Origin of the sequence: Pseudomonas emilianonis (assembly GCF_023072625.1) — a bacterium.
Lineage (GTDB): Bacteria > Pseudomonadota > Gammaproteobacteria > Pseudomonadales > Pseudomonadaceae > Aquipseudomonas > Aquipseudomonas paraveronii.
This window is the reverse complement of record NZ_JAKNRV010000050.1, coordinates 1-21,881: the sequence shown is the minus strand read 5'-3', so window position 1 is coordinate 21,881 and position 21,881 is coordinate 1. Positions and strand designations below refer to the sequence as shown.

Annotated in this window: 18 protein-coding genes and 1 pseudogene; 10 read left to right on the top strand and 9 right to left on the bottom strand. The window is 58.5% G+C overall.

Features of this window, described 5'->3' with window-relative positions; translation table 11 throughout:
* Positions 1-1,021: EAL domain-containing protein (locus L9Z73_RS08255; protein WP_247398456.1), on the top strand; the 1,021-nt coding region annotated here is incomplete at its 5' end.
* 171 nt (positions 1,022-1,192) lie between these two features.
* On the opposite strand, the gene L9Z73_RS08250 is transcribed toward L9Z73_RS08255, so the two are convergent.
* A complete protein-coding gene (locus L9Z73_RS08250) occupies positions 1,193-2,545 on the bottom strand; it encodes a deoxyguanosinetriphosphate triphosphohydrolase (RefSeq protein WP_247398459.1) in 1,353 nt (450 codons plus the stop codon).
* Between the two features lie 228 nt (positions 2,546-2,773).
* On the opposite strand from L9Z73_RS08250, the pseudogene L9Z73_RS31415 reads away from it, so the two are divergent.
* The 4 genes and pseudogenes from L9Z73_RS31415 to L9Z73_RS08235 form a co-directional block, all read left to right on the top strand.
* Positions 2,774-2,908: pseudogene (locus L9Z73_RS31415) on the top strand (hypothetical protein); the annotation flags it as partial.
* 194 nt (positions 2,909-3,102) lie between these two features.
* Positions 3,103-3,495, top strand: a complete 393-nt coding sequence (locus tag L9Z73_RS08245; protein ID WP_247398453.1) for a response regulator — start codon at positions 3,103-3,105, stop codon at positions 3,493-3,495.
* 249 nt (positions 3,496-3,744) lie between these two features.
* The gene (locus tag L9Z73_RS08240; RefSeq protein ID WP_247398450.1) at positions 3,745-4,368 is read left to right on the top strand and encodes a response regulator transcription factor; all 624 of its coding nucleotides are present in this window, start codon (positions 3,745-3,747) and stop codon (positions 4,366-4,368) included.
* Between the two features lie 8 nt (positions 4,369-4,376).
* Positions 4,377-8,012: a transporter substrate-binding domain-containing protein gene (locus L9Z73_RS08235; protein ID WP_247398447.1), complete on the top strand. Its 3,636-nt coding sequence runs from the start codon at positions 4,377-4,379 to the stop codon at positions 8,010-8,012.
* Positions 8,013-8,051: 39 nt separating this feature from the next.
* On the opposite strand, the gene L9Z73_RS08230 is transcribed toward L9Z73_RS08235, so the two are convergent.
* Both L9Z73_RS08230 and L9Z73_RS08225 read right to left on the bottom strand, forming a co-directional pair.
* A complete protein-coding gene (locus L9Z73_RS08230) occupies positions 8,052-8,534 on the bottom strand; it encodes a GAF domain-containing protein (RefSeq protein WP_247398444.1) in 483 nt (160 codons plus the stop codon).
* Complete coding sequence (locus L9Z73_RS08225; RefSeq protein WP_247398441.1) at positions 8,531-9,421, bottom strand: ATP-binding protein; 891 nt, start codon at positions 9,419-9,421, stop codon at positions 8,531-8,533. The genes L9Z73_RS08230 and L9Z73_RS08225 overlap by 4 nt, the downstream gene beginning before the upstream one ends.
* Positions 9,422-9,591: 170 nt before the next feature.
* On the opposite strand from L9Z73_RS08225, the gene L9Z73_RS08220 reads away from it, so the two are divergent.
* The gene (locus tag L9Z73_RS08220) at positions 9,592-11,901 is read left to right on the top strand and encodes a response regulator (RefSeq protein ID WP_247398439.1); all 2,310 of its coding nucleotides are present in this window, start codon (positions 9,592-9,594) and stop codon (positions 11,899-11,901) included.
* On the opposite strand, the gene L9Z73_RS08215 is transcribed toward L9Z73_RS08220, so the two are convergent.
* From L9Z73_RS08215 to msrB, 3 genes are all read right to left on the bottom strand, one after another.
* Positions 11,882-12,346: a MarR family winged helix-turn-helix transcriptional regulator gene (locus L9Z73_RS08215; RefSeq protein ID WP_247398437.1), complete on the bottom strand. Its 465-nt coding sequence runs from the start codon at positions 12,344-12,346 to the stop codon at positions 11,882-11,884. The two genes, L9Z73_RS08220 and L9Z73_RS08215, sit on opposite strands and share 20 nt — an antisense overlap.
* Entirely contained in the window at positions 12,343-12,828 is a 486-nt protein-coding gene (locus L9Z73_RS08210; protein ID WP_247398435.1) for a glutathione peroxidase, read from the bottom strand. Before L9Z73_RS08210 ends, L9Z73_RS08215 begins: the two co-directional genes overlap by 4 nt.
* A gap of 127 nt (positions 12,829-12,955) precedes the next feature.
* Positions 12,956-13,348, bottom strand: coding sequence for a peptide-methionine (R)-S-oxide reductase MsrB (msrB, locus tag L9Z73_RS08205; RefSeq protein WP_247398432.1), 393 nt, complete (start codon positions 13,346-13,348; stop codon positions 12,956-12,958).
* A gap of 202 nt (positions 13,349-13,550) precedes the next feature.
* Between msrB and L9Z73_RS08200 the strand changes: the two genes are divergently transcribed.
* Both L9Z73_RS08200 and htpX read left to right on the top strand, forming a co-directional pair.
* A complete protein-coding gene (locus L9Z73_RS08200) occupies positions 13,551-14,762 on the top strand; it encodes a pyridoxal phosphate-dependent aminotransferase (protein WP_247398429.1) in 1,212 nt (403 codons plus the stop codon).
* 304 nt (positions 14,763-15,066) lie between these two features.
* The gene (gene htpX / locus L9Z73_RS08195; protein WP_017849408.1) at positions 15,067-15,954 is read left to right on the top strand and encodes a protease HtpX; all 888 of its coding nucleotides are present in this window, start codon (positions 15,067-15,069) and stop codon (positions 15,952-15,954) included.
* A 71-nt stretch (positions 15,955-16,025) separates the two neighbouring features.
* Here htpX and L9Z73_RS08190 read toward each other — a convergent pair whose 3' ends face one another.
* A complete protein-coding gene (locus L9Z73_RS08190; protein WP_247398426.1) occupies positions 16,026-16,682 on the bottom strand; it encodes a thiopurine S-methyltransferase in 657 nt (218 codons plus the stop codon).
* A gap of 102 nt (positions 16,683-16,784) precedes the next feature.
* Here L9Z73_RS08190 and L9Z73_RS08185 point away from each other — a divergent pair, with 102 nt between their 5' ends.
* Complete coding sequence (locus tag L9Z73_RS08185) at positions 16,785-17,552, top strand: DODA-type extradiol aromatic ring-opening family dioxygenase (protein ID WP_247398424.1); 768 nt, start codon at positions 16,785-16,787, stop codon at positions 17,550-17,552.
* 189 nt (positions 17,553-17,741) lie between these two features.
* On the opposite strand, the gene L9Z73_RS08180 is transcribed toward L9Z73_RS08185, so the two are convergent.
* Positions 17,742-18,770, bottom strand: a complete 1,029-nt coding sequence (locus tag L9Z73_RS08180; RefSeq protein ID WP_247398420.1) for a hypothetical protein — start codon at positions 18,768-18,770, stop codon at positions 17,742-17,744.
* Between the two features lie 388 nt (positions 18,771-19,158).
* Positions 19,159-20,832 (bottom strand): DEAD/DEAH box helicase, encoded by a 1,674-nt coding sequence (locus L9Z73_RS08175; RefSeq protein WP_247398418.1) that lies wholly within the window; start codon positions 20,830-20,832, stop codon positions 19,159-19,161.
* 423 nt (positions 20,833-21,255) lie between these two features.
* Here L9Z73_RS08175 and L9Z73_RS08170 point away from each other — a divergent pair.
* On the top strand, positions 21,256-21,881 hold a 626-nt coding region (locus L9Z73_RS08170), incomplete at its 3' end, for a crotonase/enoyl-CoA hydratase family protein (RefSeq protein ID WP_247398415.1).

Genomic DNA, 21,881 nt, shown 5'->3' with positions numbered 1-21,881 from the left:
CACCCCAGGCGTGGCCTTGCGCCGCCTGGATCGGCTGATCCGCGACAACGCCTTGAGCCGTCTGCACGAGGCGCCGCAGGACTGGTTTCTGAGCCTGAACATCTCGCCGCGCTGGATCAATCGCCTGCGTGCCGGCCAAGCCTTGCCCAGCCTGCAACAGGTGCAGGCCCACGGCGTCGACCCACAGCGCATCGTGTTCGAGATCACTGAACTGGGCGGCGATATCCAACGCCTGGCCGACGTGGTGGCGCGCTATCGCGAGGCCGGCGCACGCATCGCCATCGATGACTTCGGCGCCGGCTATTCGCAGCTCGACCGCGTACTGGCGTTGCAGCCGGACATTCTCAAGCTGGACATGCGCCTGTTTCAGGAAGCTGCAAAAGGTGGCCCCAGCAGTGAAGTCGTGCGGGCACTCGCGCAAATGGCGGAAAAAACCGGCTGCTGGATCATTGCCGAAGGCGTGGAGACCGAGGCGCAGTTGAGCTTTGCGCTGGAGTGCGGCTCGCGGTACGTGCAGGGTTATCTGTTTGCCCAGGCGCAATTGGACTGGTTCGCCGCCGATGCTTTCGTACCGCGCTTTGCCCAACTGCGTAGCGCTTACGTGCAGAAAAAACTCGCCGAACGCGGACGCATCATGCAGTTACGCCAGCAATTGACCGAACTGATGAAAATCCTCCAGACCTGGGCCCAGGGCCAGGCACCGCTGAGCCATTTGCCGCAATTGCCGGATTATCCCTGGCTGCTGCGCTTCTACCAATGCGACCGGCATGGCACCCAACTGACCCCCAACTTCGAATGGCGCCAGGATGCCTGGCAAGCCGACAGCCGCTACCTCGGTCACAACTGGTCATGGCGCCCATACTTCTATCATCTGCTGGCCGAAGGCTGGGAGGAGCGTCGCCTGACGCTGTCTTCGACCTACCGCGACGCCACCACCAACCAGTATTGCCTGACCGCTGGACAGTTTTTCGATAACGGCCAGCGCTTGCTGTTAATCGATATCGACGCGGTCGGCCTGTAGATTTTCGCTTGCCCCGCCCACCCGGCACCGGGAAGCTGGGCGGGTCATTCTGCGCAGAGAAGCGTTAAGCCGTAGCGCGTTTCACAAGGACCACGACCGCATCATTTTCTCCGGCACGTTCCGCCGCTAGATAGCGATAACAAAATAAATAAATAGATAAGTACTCACAACTCAACGCTCCCCACCCATTCCACTGAATTGGCGAGCCAAGTGGATAGCATAGTTATCCGTCATACCACTCACGTAATCCAAAACCTGCATAATTGCGCCGTACTCTTTTGACACGCCAACATTATCATCTAGCGCTTTCAAATCCAGACCAATAAGCTCTGCCACCCTTCTAGTCTTAGAATCAGCTACACCGCCCTTTTTGACGTAATCCAAGGCAGCAGAGCAGATAACGCTGAGCAACGTAGAAATCGTGCTATAAGCTCCAATTTCCAACTCAACCTTCCTTGGATGTTGGAAGATTTCATCACGAGCAAGACCTTTGGCGGCGGTTACACATTCACGCACGTTCTTATCGCAAAGATCCAAGATGCCTAACACCTTGCCAGTCATGATTTCGTTGTGGTTGCTCATGAACGCTGTCGCCCCAGCATCTACAAAAGCTGAAATGACTTTTCCACGCACCATAGAGAGTCTTCGGCCAACTTTCATGCCCTGAATTTCTTTGACAAGCTGATTCTTCTGATGGTCACCAAGGACAAGGCACAATATCTCAAAGACCTTATCCCATTCAAGTATACCCATCTCTACACCATCTTCTAAATCAAGAATGGCGTAGCAGAAGTCATCAGAGACTTCCATCAAATTAGCCAGAGGATGGCGGCATCGCCAACTTTCACCCAGCTTTATCAAACCAGTCGCATCGGCCACTTCATTGAACAAACCCAATTCAGAGCAGTAAATGCCATATTTGTTCTGGATAGGCCGTTGCATGTTAACAGCATCACCCGCCAGCCAAGGATACTTAATGAAAGCCCCGAGTGACGCATAGGTCAGACGCATTCCCCCTTCATTGGGATGATATTCCGAGGTCGTTAAAACCCTGAAGCCTTGGGCATTACCTTCAAACCTGCGCAAGTCAGTAGCCTCATGGAATGGCAACTGCTCAATCATCTTTGCCCCGACATCATTGGAGAACCAGTGACGAATAGCTTCTTCACCAGTATGTCCAAAGGGAGGATTGCCAATGTCATGAGCCAGGCAAGCAGTTTGGACAATATCACCAATATCAGAAGCTGAATGTTGCTCAGGGATAAGTCTTTCATTTAGAAGTTCTTGGCCCACTCTCACGCCCAGCGTCCGACCGACACAAGCGACTTCCAAGCTATGTGTGAGGCGATTATGAACATGGTCATTAGTGGCGAGAGGATGAACCTGTGTCTTTCTTGCAAGGCGCCTGAAAGCCCCGGAGAAGATGACCTTGTCATGGTCTGAGTGGAAAGGTGAGCGGCCTAGCTCAGATTTAGGAGGCCGACCACCAAGGCGAGTATTATTCAGCAACCTGTCCCAGCTCATGCTTCCCATAGAACCCCCCGCAAAAACTCCAACACTATAGTTATCTTCCGCAAATAGCAAAAATTCAACCAACCATAAAAATTCAGTCTAAAAAATCGAGCTAAAGTGATCGCAACTCTAAGAACCCAGCACTGTAATATTGTGACAGCGCGAAGTACTCAACCACGCCACACATGACACAAACCAAAAATGCATTAGAAAATCCAAACTAATTGCTTAGTTGCATGTAGTGGATTGCCGATCCTTGAGCAGATCGCCCACAATCTCGGTCTGCCGCAACGGGAAGAACAACGCTGAGCCCGCGCCCCCCCCTCGGTGCACTTGATGGAGGCTGCGGACGACATCTGCTACGCACTAATCGACCGGGCGTTCCAGCCCGCAATAGATGACTGATCCAGCGGCCTGTTCCCTGAACAGAATCTACCTACGAGGGGAACAGAGCGGCCTGATCGAATCAGTACAAACACCCGATGAATAATCACGCACGCTCTTAAAGGGCATGGGGCACCTTCCTACGCCCCGCCCAATCGCCGCTTGACTTACCGTGTGCCCTTCCTATGTTCAAGAATTGCCTTCGCATCCTGCTGGTGGAGGATCACCCCTTTCAGCTCCTGGCAACCCGGTGTCTGCTCAACAGCTTCGGCTTCGAGCACCTGACACTGGCGGAAAACGCCGAACAGGCGATCCGGTTGATGATCCAGTCTGAGCGGCCCTTCGACCTCATGCTGTGCGACCAATGCCTGCCTGATCTGCCTGGGCTTGAGTTAGTCGAGATCGCCAGTCGCCGAGGTTTTATCGCAGGGGCTATCTTGCTGAGCGGGCTGCCCCTACTCGAACTGGCGAATCTGAAGGCTCAAGCATTTAAACGCAACTTACCGTTACTTGGCTACTTATCAAAACCATTAAACCGGGACGATTTAATGACACTGATAAACCCGCTAAACATGTAGGAATTTAAACACCAACCTATAGGAAAAACTTACCAGAAAAAGCGTCTAAACCGTGGACAGAGGTCGTGTTCCTCGCTGCCGACCGAATTCTGACACAAACGCCCACAAAGCCTTGATAGATCGTAAGGCAATACTTTTTTTGATGTAGGAATTTTCCTGTTCTGTACTTACACCCCCTGACCTTCATGCTACCCCCTCACCTTCTGAGCTAATGTGCCCGCTTTATTTGCACTTGCATGGAATGTGATTATGAACACAGTTTTCATCATTGACGACCACCCTGTTATCAGGTTGGCGATTCGAATGTTGTTGGAACACGAAGGCTATAAAGTCGTCGGCGAAACGGATAATGGTTGTGATGCGATACAAATGGTTCGCGAATGCCTTCCAGACTTGATCATTTTGGATATCAGTATTCCGAAACTTGATGGCCTCGAAGTGCTGTGCCGTTTTAACGCAATGAACACCTCGATGAAAACCCTCATTCTGACGGCTCAATGTCCAACGCTGTTCGCCACACGCTGCATGCGCTCGGGCGCCGATGGCTATGTGTGCAAGGAGGGCGACCTGAGTGAACTGCTGAGTGCGATACGCGCGGTATTATCCGGCTACAACTACTTCCCCAGCCAGGCATTGAATGCCGGCGGCCCGGAAGGCAACTCCCAGGAACTGGAACTATTTAAGGCAGTGAATGACCGTGAGTTAATGGTTTTGCAACTTTTTGCACAAGGTCGCACCAACAAGGAAATTGCCAAGGGTATGTTTCTCAGTAACAAAACGGTCAGCACCTATAAAAAGAGGCTTATGCAAAAACTCAAAGCCAAGTCCTTGGTAGAACTTATCGAGTTGGCAAAACGAAACGCGCTAGTGTGAGAAAGCGGATGCCCAGGCGTATAAAGGACTATCTGATCATATTGAGCGCAGGCGTGTGCTTGAGCACCTCTGTGCTCGCTGCTCAAACGGAACCGGAACACTTCACCTTATTGAGCCGCGCAGGCGCCGTTCAACTGGACACTCAACTCGACAAGACGCAACGCCAGTGGTTGCAGAACAAACGCGAACTGGTGCTCGGCACCGCGGCTCCCGACTACCCGCCCTTCGACCTCACGTCCAGCGGACGCGATTATGAGGGGCTCACCGCCGATTACGCCGGGCTGCTGGCCAAGGCGCTGGCGTTACCGGTCCGAGTGCTGCGCTACCCCAACCGGGAAGCGTCCATCCAGGCGCTCGAAGCCGGTGAAATAGACCTGTTGGGCTCGTCCAATGGCTTTGAGGCCGCCAACCCGCTGCTCACCCTTTCAGCACCGTATGCCGTGGACCAGCCAGTGCTGGTGACGCGTGAGGGCGAAACCCGCAGCCTCAGTGACGGCCTGGCGGGGCTGCGTCTGAGCCTGGTCTATCACTACCTGCCCCTGGGCGAAGTCGAAAAGTTGTATCCCGAAGCGATGATTCGCGCCTACCCGTCTTATCAGAACGCCCTGAATGCGGTGGCGTTCGACCAGGCGGATGTGTTTCTTGGCGACACCATTTCCACCCATTACATGATCAACAAGGGCTACCTGAAAAATATCCGCATGGCCAACTTCGGCAAGCACGAGGCCTATGGCTTCAGCTTCGCCGTGCGCCAGGACCAGCACACCCTCTTGAGCATCCTCAACGCCGTGCTGGCGGCAGTGCCGACCAATGAACAGGACAGCATTGCCAAACGCTGGAGTGCGGGCAGCGATGTCCTGCTCACTGCGCAAAAACTGCAACTGACGCAACGCGAGGAGCGCTGGCTGAAAGCGCACCCGGTGGTCAGGGTGATCGCCAACGAAACCTTCGCGCCATTGACCTTCTTCGATGCCGACGGCAACTTCCGCGGTATCACGGCCGACCTCCTGGAGCTGATCCGCCTGCGCACCGGGTTGCGCTTCGAGGTCCAGCGCGCGCGTGATGTCAACGCGATGATCGAGCAAGTCGAAGCCGGCAAAACCGATCTCATCGGCGCCATCATTCCCAGCACGGAACGGGAAGCTCAACTGAACTTCAGTCGTCCCTATCTGGAAAACTCCTACGTACTGCTGACGCGCAAAGAGCCCGGCGCCCCATCGATTCTTGAACAGATGGCAGGCAAGCGCCTGGCGATCACCCAGGGCAATCCCCTGGAAACCATTCTGCGCAAGGAGTTCCCGCACATTCACCTGGTGGAAACCAGTGACACCTTCAAGGCCTCGGAACTGCTGGCCCAAGGGCACGTGGAAGGCGCAGTGAATTCGCTGGTGATCGCCAACTATTTCCTGTCCTCCCAAGTGTTCCAGGACAAACTGCAGATCAGCAGCAGCATCGGCACCCTCCCCGCGACCTTCGCGCTGGCCACGTCACGGCGCGCCACCGAGTTGAACTCGATCCTGGACAAGGCACTGCTCAGCATCGCCCCCGATGAACTCGGTGTGATCAACAGCCGCTGGCGAGGCTACACCGCCGCCTCCGACAGCTACTGGCGCAATTACCACCACCTGATTGCCCAGATCATCATCGTCACCGGCCTGCTGCTGCTGATTTCTCTGACCTGGAACGCGTACATGCGCAGGGAGATCAAACACCGCAAGATGGCCGAGCGCGCCCTCAACGACCAGTTCGAATTCATGCGCGCGCTGGTCAATGAAACCCCGCACCCGATCTACGTGCGCGACCGCGATGGCCTGCTGCAGACCTGCAACGACAGCTACCTGCAAGTGTTCGGCGTCAAGCGCGAAGAGGTCATCGGCAAAAGTGCGATGCAGATGAGCACGGCCCTGGAAACCGAAGCGGCTCAGTATCACGCCGACTATCTGCGCGTGGTCGCCGAGGGCAACCCGCTGATCCTTGATCGCACCCTGCTGATCAATGGCAAAAAACTGACGATCTACCACTGGATACTGCCCTACCGCGACTCCACCGGCGAAGTCCAAGGCGTCATCGGCGGCTGGATCGACATCAGCGAACGACGCCAGCTATTCGATGAGCTGCGGGCCGCCAAGGAGCGTGCCGACGAAGCCAACCGCGCCAAGAGCACCTTCCTTGCGACCATGAGCCACGAAATCCGCACCCCCATGAATGCGGTGATCGGCATGTTGGAACTGACCCTCAAGCGCGCTGACCAGGGACATCTAGACCGTCCGGCGATCGAAGTGGCCTACCACTCTGCCAAGGACCTGCTGGAGCTGATCGGCGATATCCTGGACATCGCACGGATCGAATCCGGTCGCCTGAGCCTGGCACCGGAACGTGTGAACCTGCGGGAAGTGATTGAATCGGTGGTGCGGGTGTTCGACGGCCTGGCGCGCCAGAAAACCCTCAGTTTGCTGTTGGAGTTCCAGCCTGAGCTCGATGACACCGATGTGCTGATCGACCCGCTGCGCTTCAAGCAGGTGCTGTCCAACCTGGTGAGCAATGCGATCAAGTTCACCGAGCGCGGGCAGGTGAAGATCAAGGTACAGGTGCAAGCCACCGAGTTGCCGCAGCAGGTCGAAATGAAGCTGGTGGTCGAAGACACGGGGATCGGTATCAGCCGCGACGACCAGTTGCGCCTGTTCGAACCCTTTGCCCAGGCCGACAATTCCGGGCACCTGGCCCGCAGCGGCGCGGGCCTGGGGCTGGTGATCTGCCGCAGCCTGTGCGCGATGATGGGCGGGCAACTCAGCCTGAGCAGCGTGCCCATGGTCGGTACCCAGGTGCATGTCAGCCTGAAGATGAACTGCCTGCAGCCCATCCAGGCCGCAGACGAACCCAAGCCGGCCGCGCCCGCACCGGCGCCGGTGCTCAACGTGCTGGTGGTGGATGATCATCCGGCGAATCGCCTGCTGATGTGCCAGCAGCTAGGTTACCTGGGCCACCAGTTCACCGCGGCCCAGCATGGTGCCGCCGGGTTCCAGGCATGGCGCCAGGCGCGCTTCGACCTGGTGATCGCCGACTGCAACATGCCCATCATGAACGGCTACGAGTTGAGCCGCTCGATCCGCGAGTACGAGCAGCGGGAACAGCTGACACCCTGCGTGGTGCTGGGGTTTACCGCCAATGCCCAGCCCGAAGAGAAACTGCGCTGCGCCGAAGCCGGGATGAACGACTGCCTGTTCAAACCGATCAGCCTCACAGCGCTGGAACGGCAACTGGCGCAGATCGCGCCGCAGCCGTCCGGCTCGCGACTCGACCTCAGCAACCTGGATGCGCTGACGGGCGGCGACCCACAACTGAGTCGGCGGCTGCTTGAGGAACTGCTGAGCAGCAGTTGTCACGATCGCCAGATATTGGTCACGCTGTGGGCCCAGCAGGCCTCACCGCAGGACATCATCGAGCAGGCCCACAAGATCAAGGGCGCCGCGCGCATCGTCCAGGCCGGTGTGCTGGCGGCGCAATGCGAAGCGCTGGAGCAGGCCTGCGCCCGCGACGATGATCGGGTGGTGATCGAAACCGGTATCAAGACCCTGGAAAAGTGCATGCTGGAACTGGAGCGCCTGCTGCACATGCAACTCAACGGCCTGGGTTCTCCAGGATAGGCAGGGGCGAACCGGCCGGCTCGCCCCCGCAACGGTCGATCAGCAGTCGGTCAAGCGCAGGAAAATTGCCGCCAACTGCTCGATACCGGCCTGGTCCTGCGCGGTAAAACGGGCCAGCGACGGACTGTCGAGGTCAAGGACGCCAATCAGTTGGCCATCCTTGACCAGCGGCACCACCAGTTCGCTGTTCGACGCGCTGTCGCAGGCAATATGCCCGGGGAACGCATGCACATCCTCCACCCGCTGGGTCTGGCGCGACGCGGCCGCCGCACCGCACACGCCACGACCGAACGGAATCCGCACACATGCGATCTGGCCCTGGAACGGCCCCAACACCAACTCTTCATGACGATTGAGGTAGAAACCGGCCCAGTTCAGGTCATCCAACTGGTTGAACAAAAACGCAGAGAACTGCGCGCTGTTGGCGATGAAATCCCGCTCATCGGCCAGCAGCGACTCCAACTGCGCGCACAACATGGCATACCCATCCAGACCGGTGCCGGCCTGTTGCAAATCGATCATGGTTGACGCTCCAGCAATTTGAGGCCCACCCAGTAACGGGCGAATTGATACGCGCAACGGCCGTTGCGGTTGCCACGCCCGGTGGCCCAGCGCACGGCGAGAATATCGAGGGCTTCATCACGCTGCCATTGCAGGCCGGCCTTGCGCGCCAGCTCGCCGATCCAGTGCTCCACCACGTCGAGGAAATGTTCCTGGGTGAACGGGTAGAACGACAGCCACAAGCCAAAACGGTCGGACAAGGCGATCTTGTCTTCCACCGCCTCACTGGGGTGCAGCTCGCCATCCACACGCTTCCAGTTGTCATTGTCGCTCTGGTTTTCCGGCACCAGGTGACGACGGTTGGACGTGGCATACAGCAGCACGTTTTCCGGCGCCTGTTCCAGGGAGCCGTCCAGCACGCTCTTGAGCACACGGTAATCGCCTTCACCGGCCTCGAACGACAGGTCATCGCAGAACAGGATGAAGCGCTGCGGCAGCTTGAGCAGTTGTTCGACCACACGCGGCAGATCGGCCAAGTGATCGCGTTCGATTTCAATCAGGCGCAAACCGGCGCTGGCATGCTGGGCGAGCAAGGCGCGCACCATGGACGATTTCCCCGTGCCCCGCGAGCCCCACAGCAGCGCATGGTTGGCGGGCAGGCCGTCGAGGAACTGTTGGGTGTTGCGCGCCAATGTTTCACGCTGCTTGTCCACACCGATCAGATCGGACAGGCGCATGTCCAGGCTGACCTCCAGCGGCAACAGGAAGCCGCTGTGGCCTTCGCGCTGCCAACGGGCGGCGAGACACTGGTTCCAGTCAATGACTTGGCGTGGGGCGGGCAACAAGGGTTCCAGGCGGGCGAGTACGGCGTCAGCACGCTCAAGAAAGGCATTCAATCGAGAATCCACGACTATTCCTCTGGCAACTTCTTGCAAAAGATGGCGTATTGGCAACCCTGTGGCTAAGCGCTTCGGGCTACCCTCCAAAAAACTGACGATTCGTGCCGGGCAAGCGTGAGCTTGTGGATGTTCAACTATGCTTGCCGGGCGAAGGGAAACGTGAAGTGGTTCAACACTCGATGGATATCAAGTTCGCCCACCGCTTGTCTTATAAACAAGCCAGATCGACTGTGCTGGTCGGTCTCGTCTTGGGAACCTTGCTCAGCCTGATCCAGATCGGCATTGATTATGCCAGCGAAGACGCGTCCATCAACCGTGAAATTCGTTCACTGATTGAAATCAGCCACAACCCGGCGTCGCGCATCGCCTACAACATCGACGCCGAACTGGCCCAGGAATTGACCCTCGGCCTATTGCACTCCCCCGCCATCATTCACGCACAGTTGACCGACAACAACGGCACGGTGCTGGCCGACGTCGAACGGCCGAGCAAGGAAAGTCCCTACCGGCCCCTCAGCGATTTCCTGTTCGGCGCCAACCGCCAGTTCGAAGACCGGCTGTTTCTCAGCCATATGCCCAACGAGTCCCTTGGCGTACTGCACCTGGACGTAGACACCTACGCTTTTGGCAGCCGCTTCCTGCGCCGCGCCGAGATAACCCTGCTCAATGGGTTTGCGCGCAGCCTGCTGCTGAGCGGCATCTTGCTGGGCCTGTTCTACGTGATGCTGACCCAACCGCTGGTGCGCATCATTCGCGAGCTGAGCACGCGCAGACAGACACGCCTGGATTGCCCGCCTGGGCATGAACACGATGAAATCGGCGTGCTGGTCAGCGTTGCCAACCAGCAATTCGACAGCATGGAAACCGAGATCCAGCAACGCCGCCAAGCCGAAGACCGCCTCACCGAATACCTGGGGCAACTGGAAGACATCGTCTCGGCGCGCACGCTGGAGCTCAAGGCCAGCAACCAACGCTTGAGTCAGTCCAACGATGAGCTGGAAGCGGCGAAAATGACCGCCCTCGGCATGGCTCAAGCGCGGGCGGCGTTCCTGGCCAATATGAGTCACGAAATCCGCACGCCACTCAATGGGTTGCTGGGCATGATCGCGCTGTCGCTGGACAGCCCGCTCAACGCCGAACAGCGCCAGCAACTGTCGATCGCCCACGACTCCGGCAAGGTGCTGGTGGAACTGCTCAACGATATCCTCGATCTGTCCAAGTTCGACGCGGGCCAGTTGGAGCTGGAACGCATCCCGTTCGACCTCGGCTCGCTGGTGGAAGACACCGCCAACCTGTTGTCGCAGAACGCCGCGCCGAGTGTCGAACTGACGTGCCTGATCGATCCGCAGTTTCCGGCCCAAGTGCTCGGCGACCCGACACGTGTGCGACAGATCGTCAGTAATCTGCTGTCCAACGCCTTGAAGTTCACGCGCTTCGGCCGCGTGGATGTGCGCCTCAGCGCCCAGGACGGCCGAGTGAAAGTCGAAGTGTGCGACACCGGGATCGGCATTGCCCAGGACGCGCAGGTGAAGATCTTCCAGCCGTTCACACAGGCCGGCGCGGGCATCACCCGCCAGTTTGGCGGCACCGGCCTGGGCCTGGCGTTGACCCATAACCTGTGCGAAGCAATGCACGGCCGGCTGAGCATCAGTTCCGAAGTCGGCTTCGGCAGCCAGTTCTGCGCCGACCTGCCGCTGCCCGCCCATTCGCCCGTGACCCGGCTCGCGCCGTTGGTGGGCGAAGTCATTGTAATCACCAACGGCGACAATGGCCTGACGGAGCTGCTCAGCACCCTGCTACCTCACTGGGGGCTGACGCCGCATTGCTATTCTCTTGATGAGGACTTGAGCGGAAAAACCCCTGATTTGCTAATCACAGATTGCCCGGAGTGCCTGTTTCGCCTGCGGCCGGCCATCACGGCGCCGATCCTGCTGGTGACCGCCTATGGCAATTTCATGCCCAGCGAGGAAGTCGCGGCCTTCGCGCCGTTGCAGCAACAGGCGCGCCCTTTGAGCCGCAACGCGCTGTACCAGATCCTGCAACGCAATCTGCGCAGCGATCCGCGCTTGATCCAAGATCCGATCCCGCTGGACGCCGCGCCCCTCGCCCACCGGGCACGTATCCTGCTGGTGGAGGACAACCCGGTCAATCAACTGGTGGCCAAGGGCATGCTCAGCAAGTTGGGCTGCGAAGTGATCGTCGCCGCCCATGGTGGCGAAGCGCTCAAGTTCCTCGAAGAACAGCGCTTCGACATGGTGCTGATGGACTGCAACATGCCGGTGATGGATGGCTACGAGGCCAGTCGGCAGATTCGTCGCAGCGGGCGTTGGCCGGACCTGCCCATTGTGGCTTTGACCGCCAACGCGCTGTCGGAAGAACGCGAGCGTTGCCGGGCGGCGGGGATGAATGACTACCTGGCCAAGCCGTTTCGCCGCGAAGAACTCAATGCGTTGCTGGACCTGTGGGTGCCTAAGACGACAAGCCTCTGATCTGCGTGAGCAATTGGTCCAAGCCCTCGCGCAGGGCGTCGGCCTGGTTGAGGTCGACGCCGCTGTCGCACAGCAAGCGGGTTTTCAATTGATGGGCCTGGTCGCGCCGTTGCACACCGGTTTTGCTCAGGCTCAAATGCACTTCACGCTCATCCTGCGCGCTGCGCTGGCGCCTCACTAACCCAAGCTGCTCCAGGCGTTTGAGCAGCGGCGTCAGCGTGCCCGAATCGAGCATCAGGCGCTCGCCCAGGGCCTTGACCGTGGGTTGGGCCGGGGTTGCTTGGTGCCATTCCCACAACACCAGCATCACTATGTATTGCGGGTAGGTCAGGCCCAATTGATCGAGCATTGGTTTGTAGGCGCGGGTCACCGCCCGTGACGCGGCGTAGAGCTTGAAGCACAGCTGGTTGTCCAGGGCCAGGGACACGGTGGGCAGGTCGGTCATTTGAGCAGGGCTTCGATCTCTTGGGTCAACTCCTGGGGCTTGGTGGTTGGCGCAAAACGCTTGACCACCAAGCCGTCGCGACCGATGAGGAACTTGGTGAAGTTCCACTTGATGCCCTTGGAACCCAGCAGACCCGGAGCCTGCTTTTTCAACTGCACGAACAGCGGGTGGGCAGCGCTGCCATTGACGTCGATCTTCTTGAACAACGGAAAGCTGACGCCGAAATTCAGCTCACAGAACTCGGAAATTGCACTTTCATTGCCCGGTTCCTGCTTGCCGAACTGGTTGCACGGAAACCCCAGCACCACCAGGCCCCGGTCCTTGTACTGCTGCCAGAGTTGCTCCAAGCCTTTGTACTGCGGGGTGAAGCCGCATTTGCTGGCGGTGTTGACCACCAGAATGGCCTTGCCGGCGAAGTCGGCCAAGGTCTTTTGCTCACCCTTGATGGTGGTGCAAGGGATGCTCAGCAGGTTGTCGCTCATGGCAATGCCTCGAATATGGGGAAAGAAAGGAAAACATAGCGAGCAATTTAATTGTGTGCAATTGAATTGATCAAACTGATAACCCGGTATACATCGCCCCTGCACAAGACACAGGGGCGACTCATGCTCAGCGCGGTACGAGGTCCAGGCACACCGAATTGATGCAATAGCGCAGGCCGGTCGGCTGCGGGCCGTCCGGGAACACATGCCCCAGGTGTGCATCGCACTTGGCGCAGGTGACTTCGGTGCGGATCATGCCGTGGCTGATATCGCGGATCTCGATCATCGCGTTTTCGCCAATCGGTGCGTAGAAGCTAGGCCAGCCGCAGCCGGAATCAAATTTGGTCGTAGAGTCGAACAGCGGCTCATTGCAGCAGACGCAGTGATACACACCGTCGGTCTTGGTGGCATTGTACTTGCCGGAAAACGGCCGTTCGGTGCCCTTCAGGCGGCACACGTTGTATTGCTCCGGATCGAGCATCGCTTTCCATTCATCAATGGTTTTCTGCAGCTTTTCCATCAGTACACCTCGGCAACTGAAAAACCCTGATCTGTGTCTTTTCCAGGGATCAGGCGGCACGTATGATTGCGCCTCTTCAACCCGGCAGTCTGGCACCCGCGTTAGCTGCATTCAAACGTATTTATGGGTGCGACCAACGCAGGATTCTCAGCACGGTAGGCGCCGCACCGTCTGGATAGTTCATTTTCAGGATCACATCGCCATGCAGGTCAGCAAATCGAACAAGCTCGCCAACGTCTGCTACGACATTCGCGGCCCAGTGCTCAAGCACGCCAAACGCCTGGAAGAGGAAGGCCATCGCATCCTCAAGCTGAACATTGGCAACCCGGCGCCCTTTGGTTTCGAAGCGCCGGACGAAATCCTCCAGGACGTGATCCGCAACCTGCCCACCGCCCAGGGCTACAGCGATTCCAAAGGCCTGTTCAGTGCGCGCAAGGCGGTGATGCAGTACTACCAGCAGAAACAGGTCGAAGGGGTCGGCATCGAGGACATCTACCTGGGCAACGGCGTGTCCGAACTGATCGTGATGTCGATGCAGGCCTTGCTCAACAATAGCGACGAAGTGTTGGTGCCGGCACCGGACTACCCGCTGTGGACCGCTGCGGTGACCCTGGCCGGTGGCCGCCCGGTACACTACCTGTGCGACGAAGGCGCCGACTGGTTCCCGGACCTGGCCGACATCAAGGCCAAGATCACCCCGAACACCAAAGCCCTGGTGATCATCAACCCGAACAACCCGACCGGCGCCGTGTACTCGCGGGAAGTGCTGCTGGGCATGCTCGAACTGGCGCGCCAGCACAACCTGGTGGTGTTCTCCGACGAGATCTACGACAAGATCCTCTACGACGATGCCGTCCACATCTGCACCGGCTCCCTGGCGCCGGACCTGCTGTGCCTGACCTTCAACGGCTTGTCCAAGTCTTACCGCGTGGCGGGTTTCCGCTCCGGCTGGGTCGCCATCTCCGGGCCTAAGCACAACGCCCAGAGCTACATTGAAGGCATCGACATGCTGGCCAATATGCGCCTGTGCGCCAACGTACCGAGCCAGCACGCGATCCAGACTGCCCTGGGTGGTTACCAGAGCATCAACGATCTGCTGTTGCCTCAAGGCCGCCTGTTGGAGCAACGCAACCGTACCTGGGAACTGCTCAACGATATTCCCGGCGTCAGCTGCGTGAAGCCGATGGGTGCGCTGTACGCCTTCCCACGCATCGACCCGAAAGTCTGCCCGATCCTCAACGACGAGAAGTTCGTGCTCGACCTGCTGCTGTCGGAAAAGCTGCTGGTGGTCCAAGGCACGGCGTTCAACTGGCCGTGGCCGGATCACTTCCGCGTGGTGACCTTGCCGCGTGTGGATGACCTGGACATGGCCATCGGTCGCATCGGCAACTTCCTCAAGTCCTATCGCCAGTAACGACTATGCCGCTGTACGACCGCGATCTGGTCGTACAGCGATTATCTGGCAACACTTCTCTGCCCATTCTCCCGCGCAGCACTGCGGTTGCCCCTCTCCCGGCGCTTGCCCCCTATAATCAAAGGGCCGCGGGGCAACAAGAGGCTGATCAGACGGAGGATTGCAGGTGGGAAATTCCCTTCAAGACTCTACCTTCAGGCTGTAGGACACAGTTTGAAATAGTCGCTCGGTTGAATCACCCCAGGCCGCACCTTATATACCCCGCAGTACGCGACATATTTAGCATGAGGAGAACTCTACAACCATGATGCGCATCCTGCTGTTCTTGGCCACTAACCTGGCGGTCGTGCTGATTGCCAGCATCACCCTGAGCCTTTTCGGCTTCAACGGGTTCATGGCGGCCAACGGGGTTGATCTGAACCTCAATCAGCTGCTGATCTTCTGTGCGGTCTTTGGTTTTGCCGGCTCGCTGTTCTCGCTGTTCATCTCCAAGTGGATGGCGAAGATGAGCACCAGCACCCAGGTCATCACTCAGCCACGCACCCGGCATGAGCAATGGTTGCTGCAGACCGTCGAGCAGTTGTCCCGCGAGGCCGGTATCAAGATGCCCGAGGTCGGGATCTTCCCGGCCTATGAAGCGAACGCCTTTGCCACCGGCTGGAACAAGAACGACGCGCTCGTTGCAGTGAGCCAGGGCATGCTGGAGCGCTTCTCTTACGATGAAGTGAAGGCGGTGCTGGCCCACGAAATCGGCCACGTGGCGAACGGTGACATGGTCACCCTGGCGCTGGTCCAGGGCGTGGTGAACACCTTCGTGATGTTCTTCGCGCGGATCATCGGCAACTTCGTCGACAAGGTGATCTTCAAGAACGAAGAAGGCCGCGGCATTGCCTACTACGTGGCGACCATCTTCGCTGAACTGGTGCTGGGCTTCCTGGCCAGCGCGATCGTGATGTGGTTCTCGCGCAAGCGGGAATTCCGTGCAGACGAAGCCGGCGCCCGCCTGGCCGGCACCGGGGCGATGATTGCAGCCTTGCAGCACCTGCGCTCCGAACAGGGCCTGCCGGTGCATATGCCGGACAGCCTGACCGCCTTTGGCATCAACGGCGGCATCAAGCAGGGCCTGGCACGCATGTTCATGAGCCACCCGCCGCTGGAAGAGCGGATTGACGCACTGCGTCGTCGCGGCTGACCGCTTGGCAGCGAAACGGAAAGGGGCGATCTGATCGCCCCTTTTTTGTGGGCGCCTCGCCAGCCCCCTAATCAGCGCCTTGTGAGTTGGTAGGCTCGCTCTTCCAACCGGGTTACGCCGTCTTGAACGAACTTCCAGCTCTCACCCAGGACGTCCTGCTCCTCAAGGACTTCGAGGGCCCAGTGCGCCCCCAGCAGCAATTTCACCTCATCATCGGTCACCGCAAACGGTGGGCCGGCCTTTTGCGCCTGGTCATAGTCGAGGGTAATCAGTAACCCCTTACAACCAGCCCCCAGAAGAACATTGAGGTGCTCGGTGTAACGCGCCCGCATCAGCGGCGGCAACGCGATCAACGCCGCGCGGTCATAAAGCGCCGTGCAATCGCGCAACGCATCCGCGTCCAGCGCGAAAAAATCACCGCACCACACCTCGATCACATCCGCCTGGTACACCTTGAACACGCCGTGCTGGCTGATACGCGGTGTCAGCCCCTGCTCGCTGAAGAATGCCTCAACCGCCTGCTCCGACAGCTCCACCCCGAGCACACGATGCCCTTGGCTCGCCAGCCATACCAGATCCAGGCTCTTGCCACACAAAGGCACTAGCACCTTTGCCCCTTGCGCAAGGGCCAGCCGCGGCCAGTGCCGTTGCAGGTACGGGTTGACCTCGGGCAAGTGAAAGCCGATCTGGTTGCGCGCCCAGCGCTCCCGCCAAAACTGAGAGTCCATACATCACCCTAAAAATTCGATCAAAAAGCGCTAAAACTTATATTAGATTTAGATCATTGATCTGATTGAAGATAGGGCATGTTAACCCTGAGGGCCCTTCTTATGCTCCCCACTCTGTTTATCTCCCATGGTTCGCCCATGCTCGCCCTGCAACCCGGCGCCAGCGGCCCGGCCCTTCAGCGCCTGGCGGCTGAACTGCCACGGCCGAAGGCGATTGTGGTGGTGTCGGCGCACTGGGAAAGCCAGGAATTGCTGGTCAGCGGTAGCGCCGCACCGGAAACCCTGCATGACTTCGGCGGCTTTCCCGCCGAACTGTTTGCCGTGCAGTACCCAGCGCCGGGCGACCCGCAATTGGCGCGCGACATCGTCGAGTTACTGCACGCCGATGGCTTGAGTGCGCGCATCGATGAGCGCCGCCCCCTAGACCACGGCACCTGGGTGCCGCTGTCGCTGATGTACCCGGCGGCGGATATCCCGGTGGTGCAAGTGTCCTTGCCCAGCCGTATGGGCCCTGCCCTGCAGACCCGGGTCGGTCACGCCCTCGCCGGCCTGCGTGAACAAGGCGTGTTGCTGATCGGCTCCGGCAGCATCACCCACAATCTCGGTGAGCTGGACTGGCACGCCGGGCCCGAAAGCATCGAACCGTGGGCGCGGGCGTTCCGTGACTGGATGGTGGACAAGCTCGCGGCCAACGACGAGGCCGCATTGCACGATTATCGCCGCCAAGCGCCCAACGCCGTGCGCAGCCATCCCAGTGATGAGCATTTACTGCCGCTCTACTTTGCGCGGGGCGTCGGGGGCAACTTCAGCGTGGCGCACCAAGGCTTCACCATGGGCGCGCTGGGCATGGACATCTATCGCTTCGACTGACGCAGATCTCAATGCGAGGGCAAGCCCAGAGTGTGGGCTGCCCGGAAAGCGAGCGCGATTCAAGAAGAAAACCCGGAAGCCCTCACCCGCGTGAGCCTTCCGGTTTTTTTGCATCGCCAGGATTGAAAGGGGCGATTCCAAAAAGCGTGGAATTGAAACTGTTACTCAGGCTCTTATCGACACCGCACTTCAGGCTTTCTTCTCATAACCTACGCCCTGAAAAGAGAATTGTATTTCCTTACCTTTACCCGCTTCACTGATAACCTGCTGCCGCCCCACCATTGAGTTCTTGTACCTGCCATAGAACCCATCACTCTTGATCTCACCAATCCTGACATTGCCCATATCATCTGTAGTAAAGGGGGCGGAAAAACTACCGCGAGTTGGTGCAATCTGCGAACTTCGATCTATTTTCGCGCCGTAGTGTTCAACGAAGCCTCTGTCTCTGCCGGACAACGCAAACTTCTGATCGACATAAATATCTTTGACATGCTGCTTGGGACCCGGCTTGTCGGGATCCGTAACATCCTGAATAAACCCCCTCAACTTATGAGCATCCCCAGGATCTCGTTCCACCGTGAGGTTATATTTATTCCCAAATTTAAAATCTACCAGTGTGCTGTTACTGGCGCCCTTTCCCCCATCAAACTCGGGGCGACCTTGTGGCGCTTTGAAATGCTCACCATTTCCAGAAAACGCAATCAGCGCCTTACCATCCCCGCGCGGCTGCATCCCAATATAGCCGCGGCCAAGAGGCCGACCTTGCGCATCATTGACGCCGAACTGCATCGCATAATAAATCCCCGCGTCCTTGCTTCCTTTTCTTTGAAGGCCTTCGTCAATACTCATTGGAAACGTAATGTTACTCAACCCAGCGCCAGGCGCGGACAGCGAATAACTCAGGCCATACAGCCCATTGGGCGATGTGGCTATTTTCTTAATTTCGAGTTTTGGATCGCTTACTTTATTAAGCGTTGACGTCGTGGTCACAGACGCCACAGACATTGATGGCGTATTTCTTCTTGAACGAGCGAGCGCAGTATCCGCAACGAGTGCGCGCTCGGCCCACTGCAAACCGTGCCCGCTTGCTTGTTCTCCCGCCAGATTAACGGGCGGTTGGCTTAGAGTATAAGTAGCAGGCTCAGGCATTGTTTGTGGAAACAACTGTGAATTATTAATATGCATAACAACTACAGCCTCTCTGGAAAAATCAATCAATAGACGTCAAGTCCGACGGTAATCCCTCGGCACGGTTACAAGCGAACCGTTCCAGCTTGAACAACTGACGAATGTAGAGTGAGAGCGATTTTTATCTTGAGCGATGCAACTCAGGTTTATCCGCAAAACCTCTTCACTTGATAGTAAAAGGTTTACGCCAAGGCAAGCTGCCAGAAAAGCCGCTCAGAGACTCGGACTTTTCCTAAATCAAATAAGATCAGTAGCTGACAGTTACGACTGACCACCGCACGACTCTCCGCGCCTATTAACGTGCTCCGCAGCCAATCTGGCTGCACTGCGTGCCACGCGCCATGCCAGTTGCAGGGCAAAAAAAATCCCCGAACCAGTCGGGGATTTTTTATGTGCGATCAATCAGCCCAGAGGCGGATCAATCTTCGCGGTAGCGACGCAGTTTGAGCTGCTTACCGGCAACGCGAGTGTCTTTCAGCTTGGTCAGCAGTTTTTCCAGACCGTCTTCCGGCAGCTCCACCAGGGAGAAGCTGTCACGGACCTGGATGCGACCGATGGCTTCACGTGCCAGGCCACCCTCGTTGAGGATAGCGCCCAGCAGGTTCTTGGCGGCGATACCGTCACGCGCGCCCAGCGCGGTACGGCAGCGAGCACGGCCTTCAGCCAATGGCACCGGAGCGCGACGCTCACGATCACCACGGTCCGGACGGTCGCCAGTACGCTCTGGACGATCACCGCGAGGAGCGTTGTTCGGTACCAGTGGGCGTTCTTTCTCGATCGCTGCCAGGGTCAGGGCCTGACCGTTGGTCGCCTTGCGCAGCAGGGCTGCAGCCAGGGCACGCGGGGTGCAACCGATATCGGCAGTCAGGCGGTCCAACAGCTCGCCGTGGGTCGATTCAGCGTCAGCCACCAGCGGCGACAGGCTGTTGGTCAGTTTCTTGATGCGGGCATCGAGAACGGCCTGGGCATCCGGCAGGCGGACCTCAGCAACCTTCTGACCGGTCACACGCTCGATCACTTGCAGCATGCGGCGCTCACGTGGCGTCACCAGCAGCAGTGCGCGACCTTCGCGACCGGCACGGCCGGTACGGCCGATACGGTGAACGTAGGACTCTGGATCGTAAGGCATGTCAACGTTGAACACGTGGGTGATACGCGGAACGTCGAGGCCGCGCGCAGCAACGTCGGTCGCCACAACGATGTCCAGACGGCCATCCTTGAGGGACTCGATCACGCGCTCACGCTGGTTCTGGGCGATGTCACCGTTCAGCGCAGCGGCTTTGTAGCCTTTGGCTTCGAGGGCACTGGCCAGGTCCAGGGTCGCTTGCTTGGTGCGCACGAACATGATCAGCGCGTCGAAGTCTTCGACTTCCAGCAGGCTCAATACAGCCGAGGTCTTCTGGTCAGCGTGAACCAACAGGTGAGCCTGTTCGATCGCGGTAACGGTCTGAGTCTTGGTCTGGATCTTCACATGTTGCGGATCGCGCAGGTGGCGTTCGGCAATGGCACGGATCGACTGCGGCAGGGTGGCCGAGAACAGCACGGTCTGACGGGTCGCTGGCAGCGCTTTGAAGATGACTTCCAGGTCATCCATGAAGCCCAGTTTCAGCATTTCGTCAGCTTCGTCCAGAACCAGGTGGTTCACGGTCGACAGGACTTTCTCGTCACGACGCAGGTGGTCGCACAGACGACCCGGGGTGGCGACAACGATCTGTGCGCCATTACGGATGGCTTTCAGTTGCGGGCCCATCGGCGCGCCGCCGTAAACGGCCACAACGGTTACACCTGGCATTTGCTTGGCGTAGGTTTCAAAAGCGGTTGCTACTTGCAGCGCCAACTCACGAGTTGGCGCCAGGATCAGGGCTTGCGGTTCGCGCTTGGCAGGATCGATGCAGTGCAGGATAGGCAGGGCGAACGCGGCGGTTTTACCGGTACCGGTTTGCGCCTGGCCAATCATGTCCTGGCCGGCCATGATGATCGGGATCGATTGCTGCTGAATCGCCGAAGGTTCTTCGTAGCCAGTCGCAATGACGGCAGCAAGAATGTTCGGGTTAAGATTAAAAGCGGCGAAGCCGCCGGTTTCCTGGGTCATGGGTCTGCCTCTAAGTGCATCCGCAAAGACCCATGCTCCAAAGCTGCGCGTGCCGTGTTGAGACTCAAGAGTCGCCCTGGCTGCTTTGTCGGCGGGGATTTGCGAAAACGAATGAATGAAAAAGATTCGTCAAGGAAGAGTCCGCTGTACGGACGTGCAGCCGAAGCTGACTTCGGGGAATTGCGCTACCTAAACGCGGCCCGGTTAAAGGCCGGCGCGCACTATACCGGAAATAGCTGAAAAAGGGAGCTTTTTTTATCGCAAAGCACCGATAAACCGCGCTGCTTCACCGTCTTTGCGCAGATGAGCGCCAAGGTCTATTTTTCAAGTGCCCGGTCTTGTTGGTTAAAACGCTTAAACGGTTCACCCGTCCACTCAGACCCTTTGGTCCGAAACCCTTCCCTGCGCCCGAGGGCACACCCGATGAATCAAGCCAGCAGCAGCCTCGTCAGCCGTGAATACAAGGACCATGTCCTGCTGTTGGGCCTGGATCGGGTCGCCAAGCGCAATGCCTTTAACCTGGAACTACTCAACGAACTGAGCCTGGCCTATGGCGAATTTGATCGAAATGACGATGCGCGGGTGGCCGTGGTGTTCGCCCACGGCGACCACTTCACCGCCGGGCTGGACCTGGCCAACGTCAGTGGGGTGATGGCGGGAGGTTGGCAACCGCCACTCGGGGGCTGCGATCCCTGGGGCGTGTTCGCTGGCCCACGGGTCAGCAAACCGGTGATCGTCGCCGCCCAGGGCTACTGCCTGACCCTTGGTATCGAGTTGATGCTGGCGGCGGATATCAATCTTTGCGCGAGCAACACCCGCTTCGCGCAGATGGAAGTACAACGTGGGATCTTTCCATTTGGCGGTGCGACGTTGCGCTTTCATCAGATTGCCGGCTGGGGCAACGCGATGCGCTGGCTGCTCACCGGCGATGAGTTCGATGCCCACGAAGCCCTGCGCCTAGGGTTGGTGCAGGAGGTGATGGCCAGCGAAGACCTGCTGCCGCGCGCCATCGAACTGGCCAGCCGCATCGCACGCCAGGCACCGCTCGG

Excerpts from the sequence above, each read along its gene's own strand:
- L9Z73_RS08250 (WP_247398459.1), bottom strand. The coding sequence starts at position 2,545 with ATGAGCTGGGACAGGTTGCTGAATAATACTCGCCTTGGTGGTCGGCCT.
- L9Z73_RS08245 (WP_247398453.1), top strand. The coding sequence starts at position 3,103 with ATGTTCAAGAATTGCCTTCGCATCCTGCTGGTGGAGGATCACCCCTTT.
- L9Z73_RS08240 (WP_247398450.1), top strand. The coding sequence starts at position 3,745 with ATGAACACAGTTTTCATCATTGACGACCACCCTGTTATCAGGTTGGCG.
- L9Z73_RS08235 (WP_247398447.1), top strand. The coding sequence starts at position 4,377 with ATGCCCAGGCGTATAAAGGACTATCTGATCATATTGAGCGCAGGCGTG.
- L9Z73_RS08230 (WP_247398444.1), bottom strand. The coding sequence starts at position 8,534 with ATGATCGATTTGCAACAGGCCGGCACCGGTCTGGATGGGTATGCCATG.
- L9Z73_RS08220 (WP_247398439.1), top strand. The coding sequence starts at position 9,592 with ATGGATATCAAGTTCGCCCACCGCTTGTCTTATAAACAAGCCAGATCG.
- L9Z73_RS08215 (WP_247398437.1), bottom strand. The coding sequence starts at position 12,346 with ATGACCGACCTGCCCACCGTGTCCCTGGCCCTGGACAACCAGCTGTGC.
- L9Z73_RS08210 (WP_247398435.1), bottom strand. The coding sequence starts at position 12,828 with ATGAGCGACAACCTGCTGAGCATCCCTTGCACCACCATCAAGGGTGAG.
- msrB (WP_247398432.1), bottom strand. The coding sequence starts at position 13,348 with ATGGAAAAGCTGCAGAAAACCATTGATGAATGGAAAGCGATGCTCGAT.
- L9Z73_RS08200 (WP_247398429.1), top strand. The coding sequence starts at position 13,551 with ATGCAGGTCAGCAAATCGAACAAGCTCGCCAACGTCTGCTACGACATT.
- htpX (WP_017849408.1), top strand. The coding sequence starts at position 15,067 with ATGATGCGCATCCTGCTGTTCTTGGCCACTAACCTGGCGGTCGTGCTG.
- L9Z73_RS08190 (WP_247398426.1), bottom strand. The coding sequence starts at position 16,682 with ATGGACTCTCAGTTTTGGCGGGAGCGCTGGGCGCGCAACCAGATCGGC.
- L9Z73_RS08185 (WP_247398424.1), top strand. The coding sequence starts at position 16,785 with ATGCTCCCCACTCTGTTTATCTCCCATGGTTCGCCCATGCTCGCCCTG.
- L9Z73_RS08175 (WP_247398418.1), bottom strand. The coding sequence starts at position 20,832 with ATGACCCAGGAAACCGGCGGCTTCGCCGCTTTTAATCTTAACCCGAAC.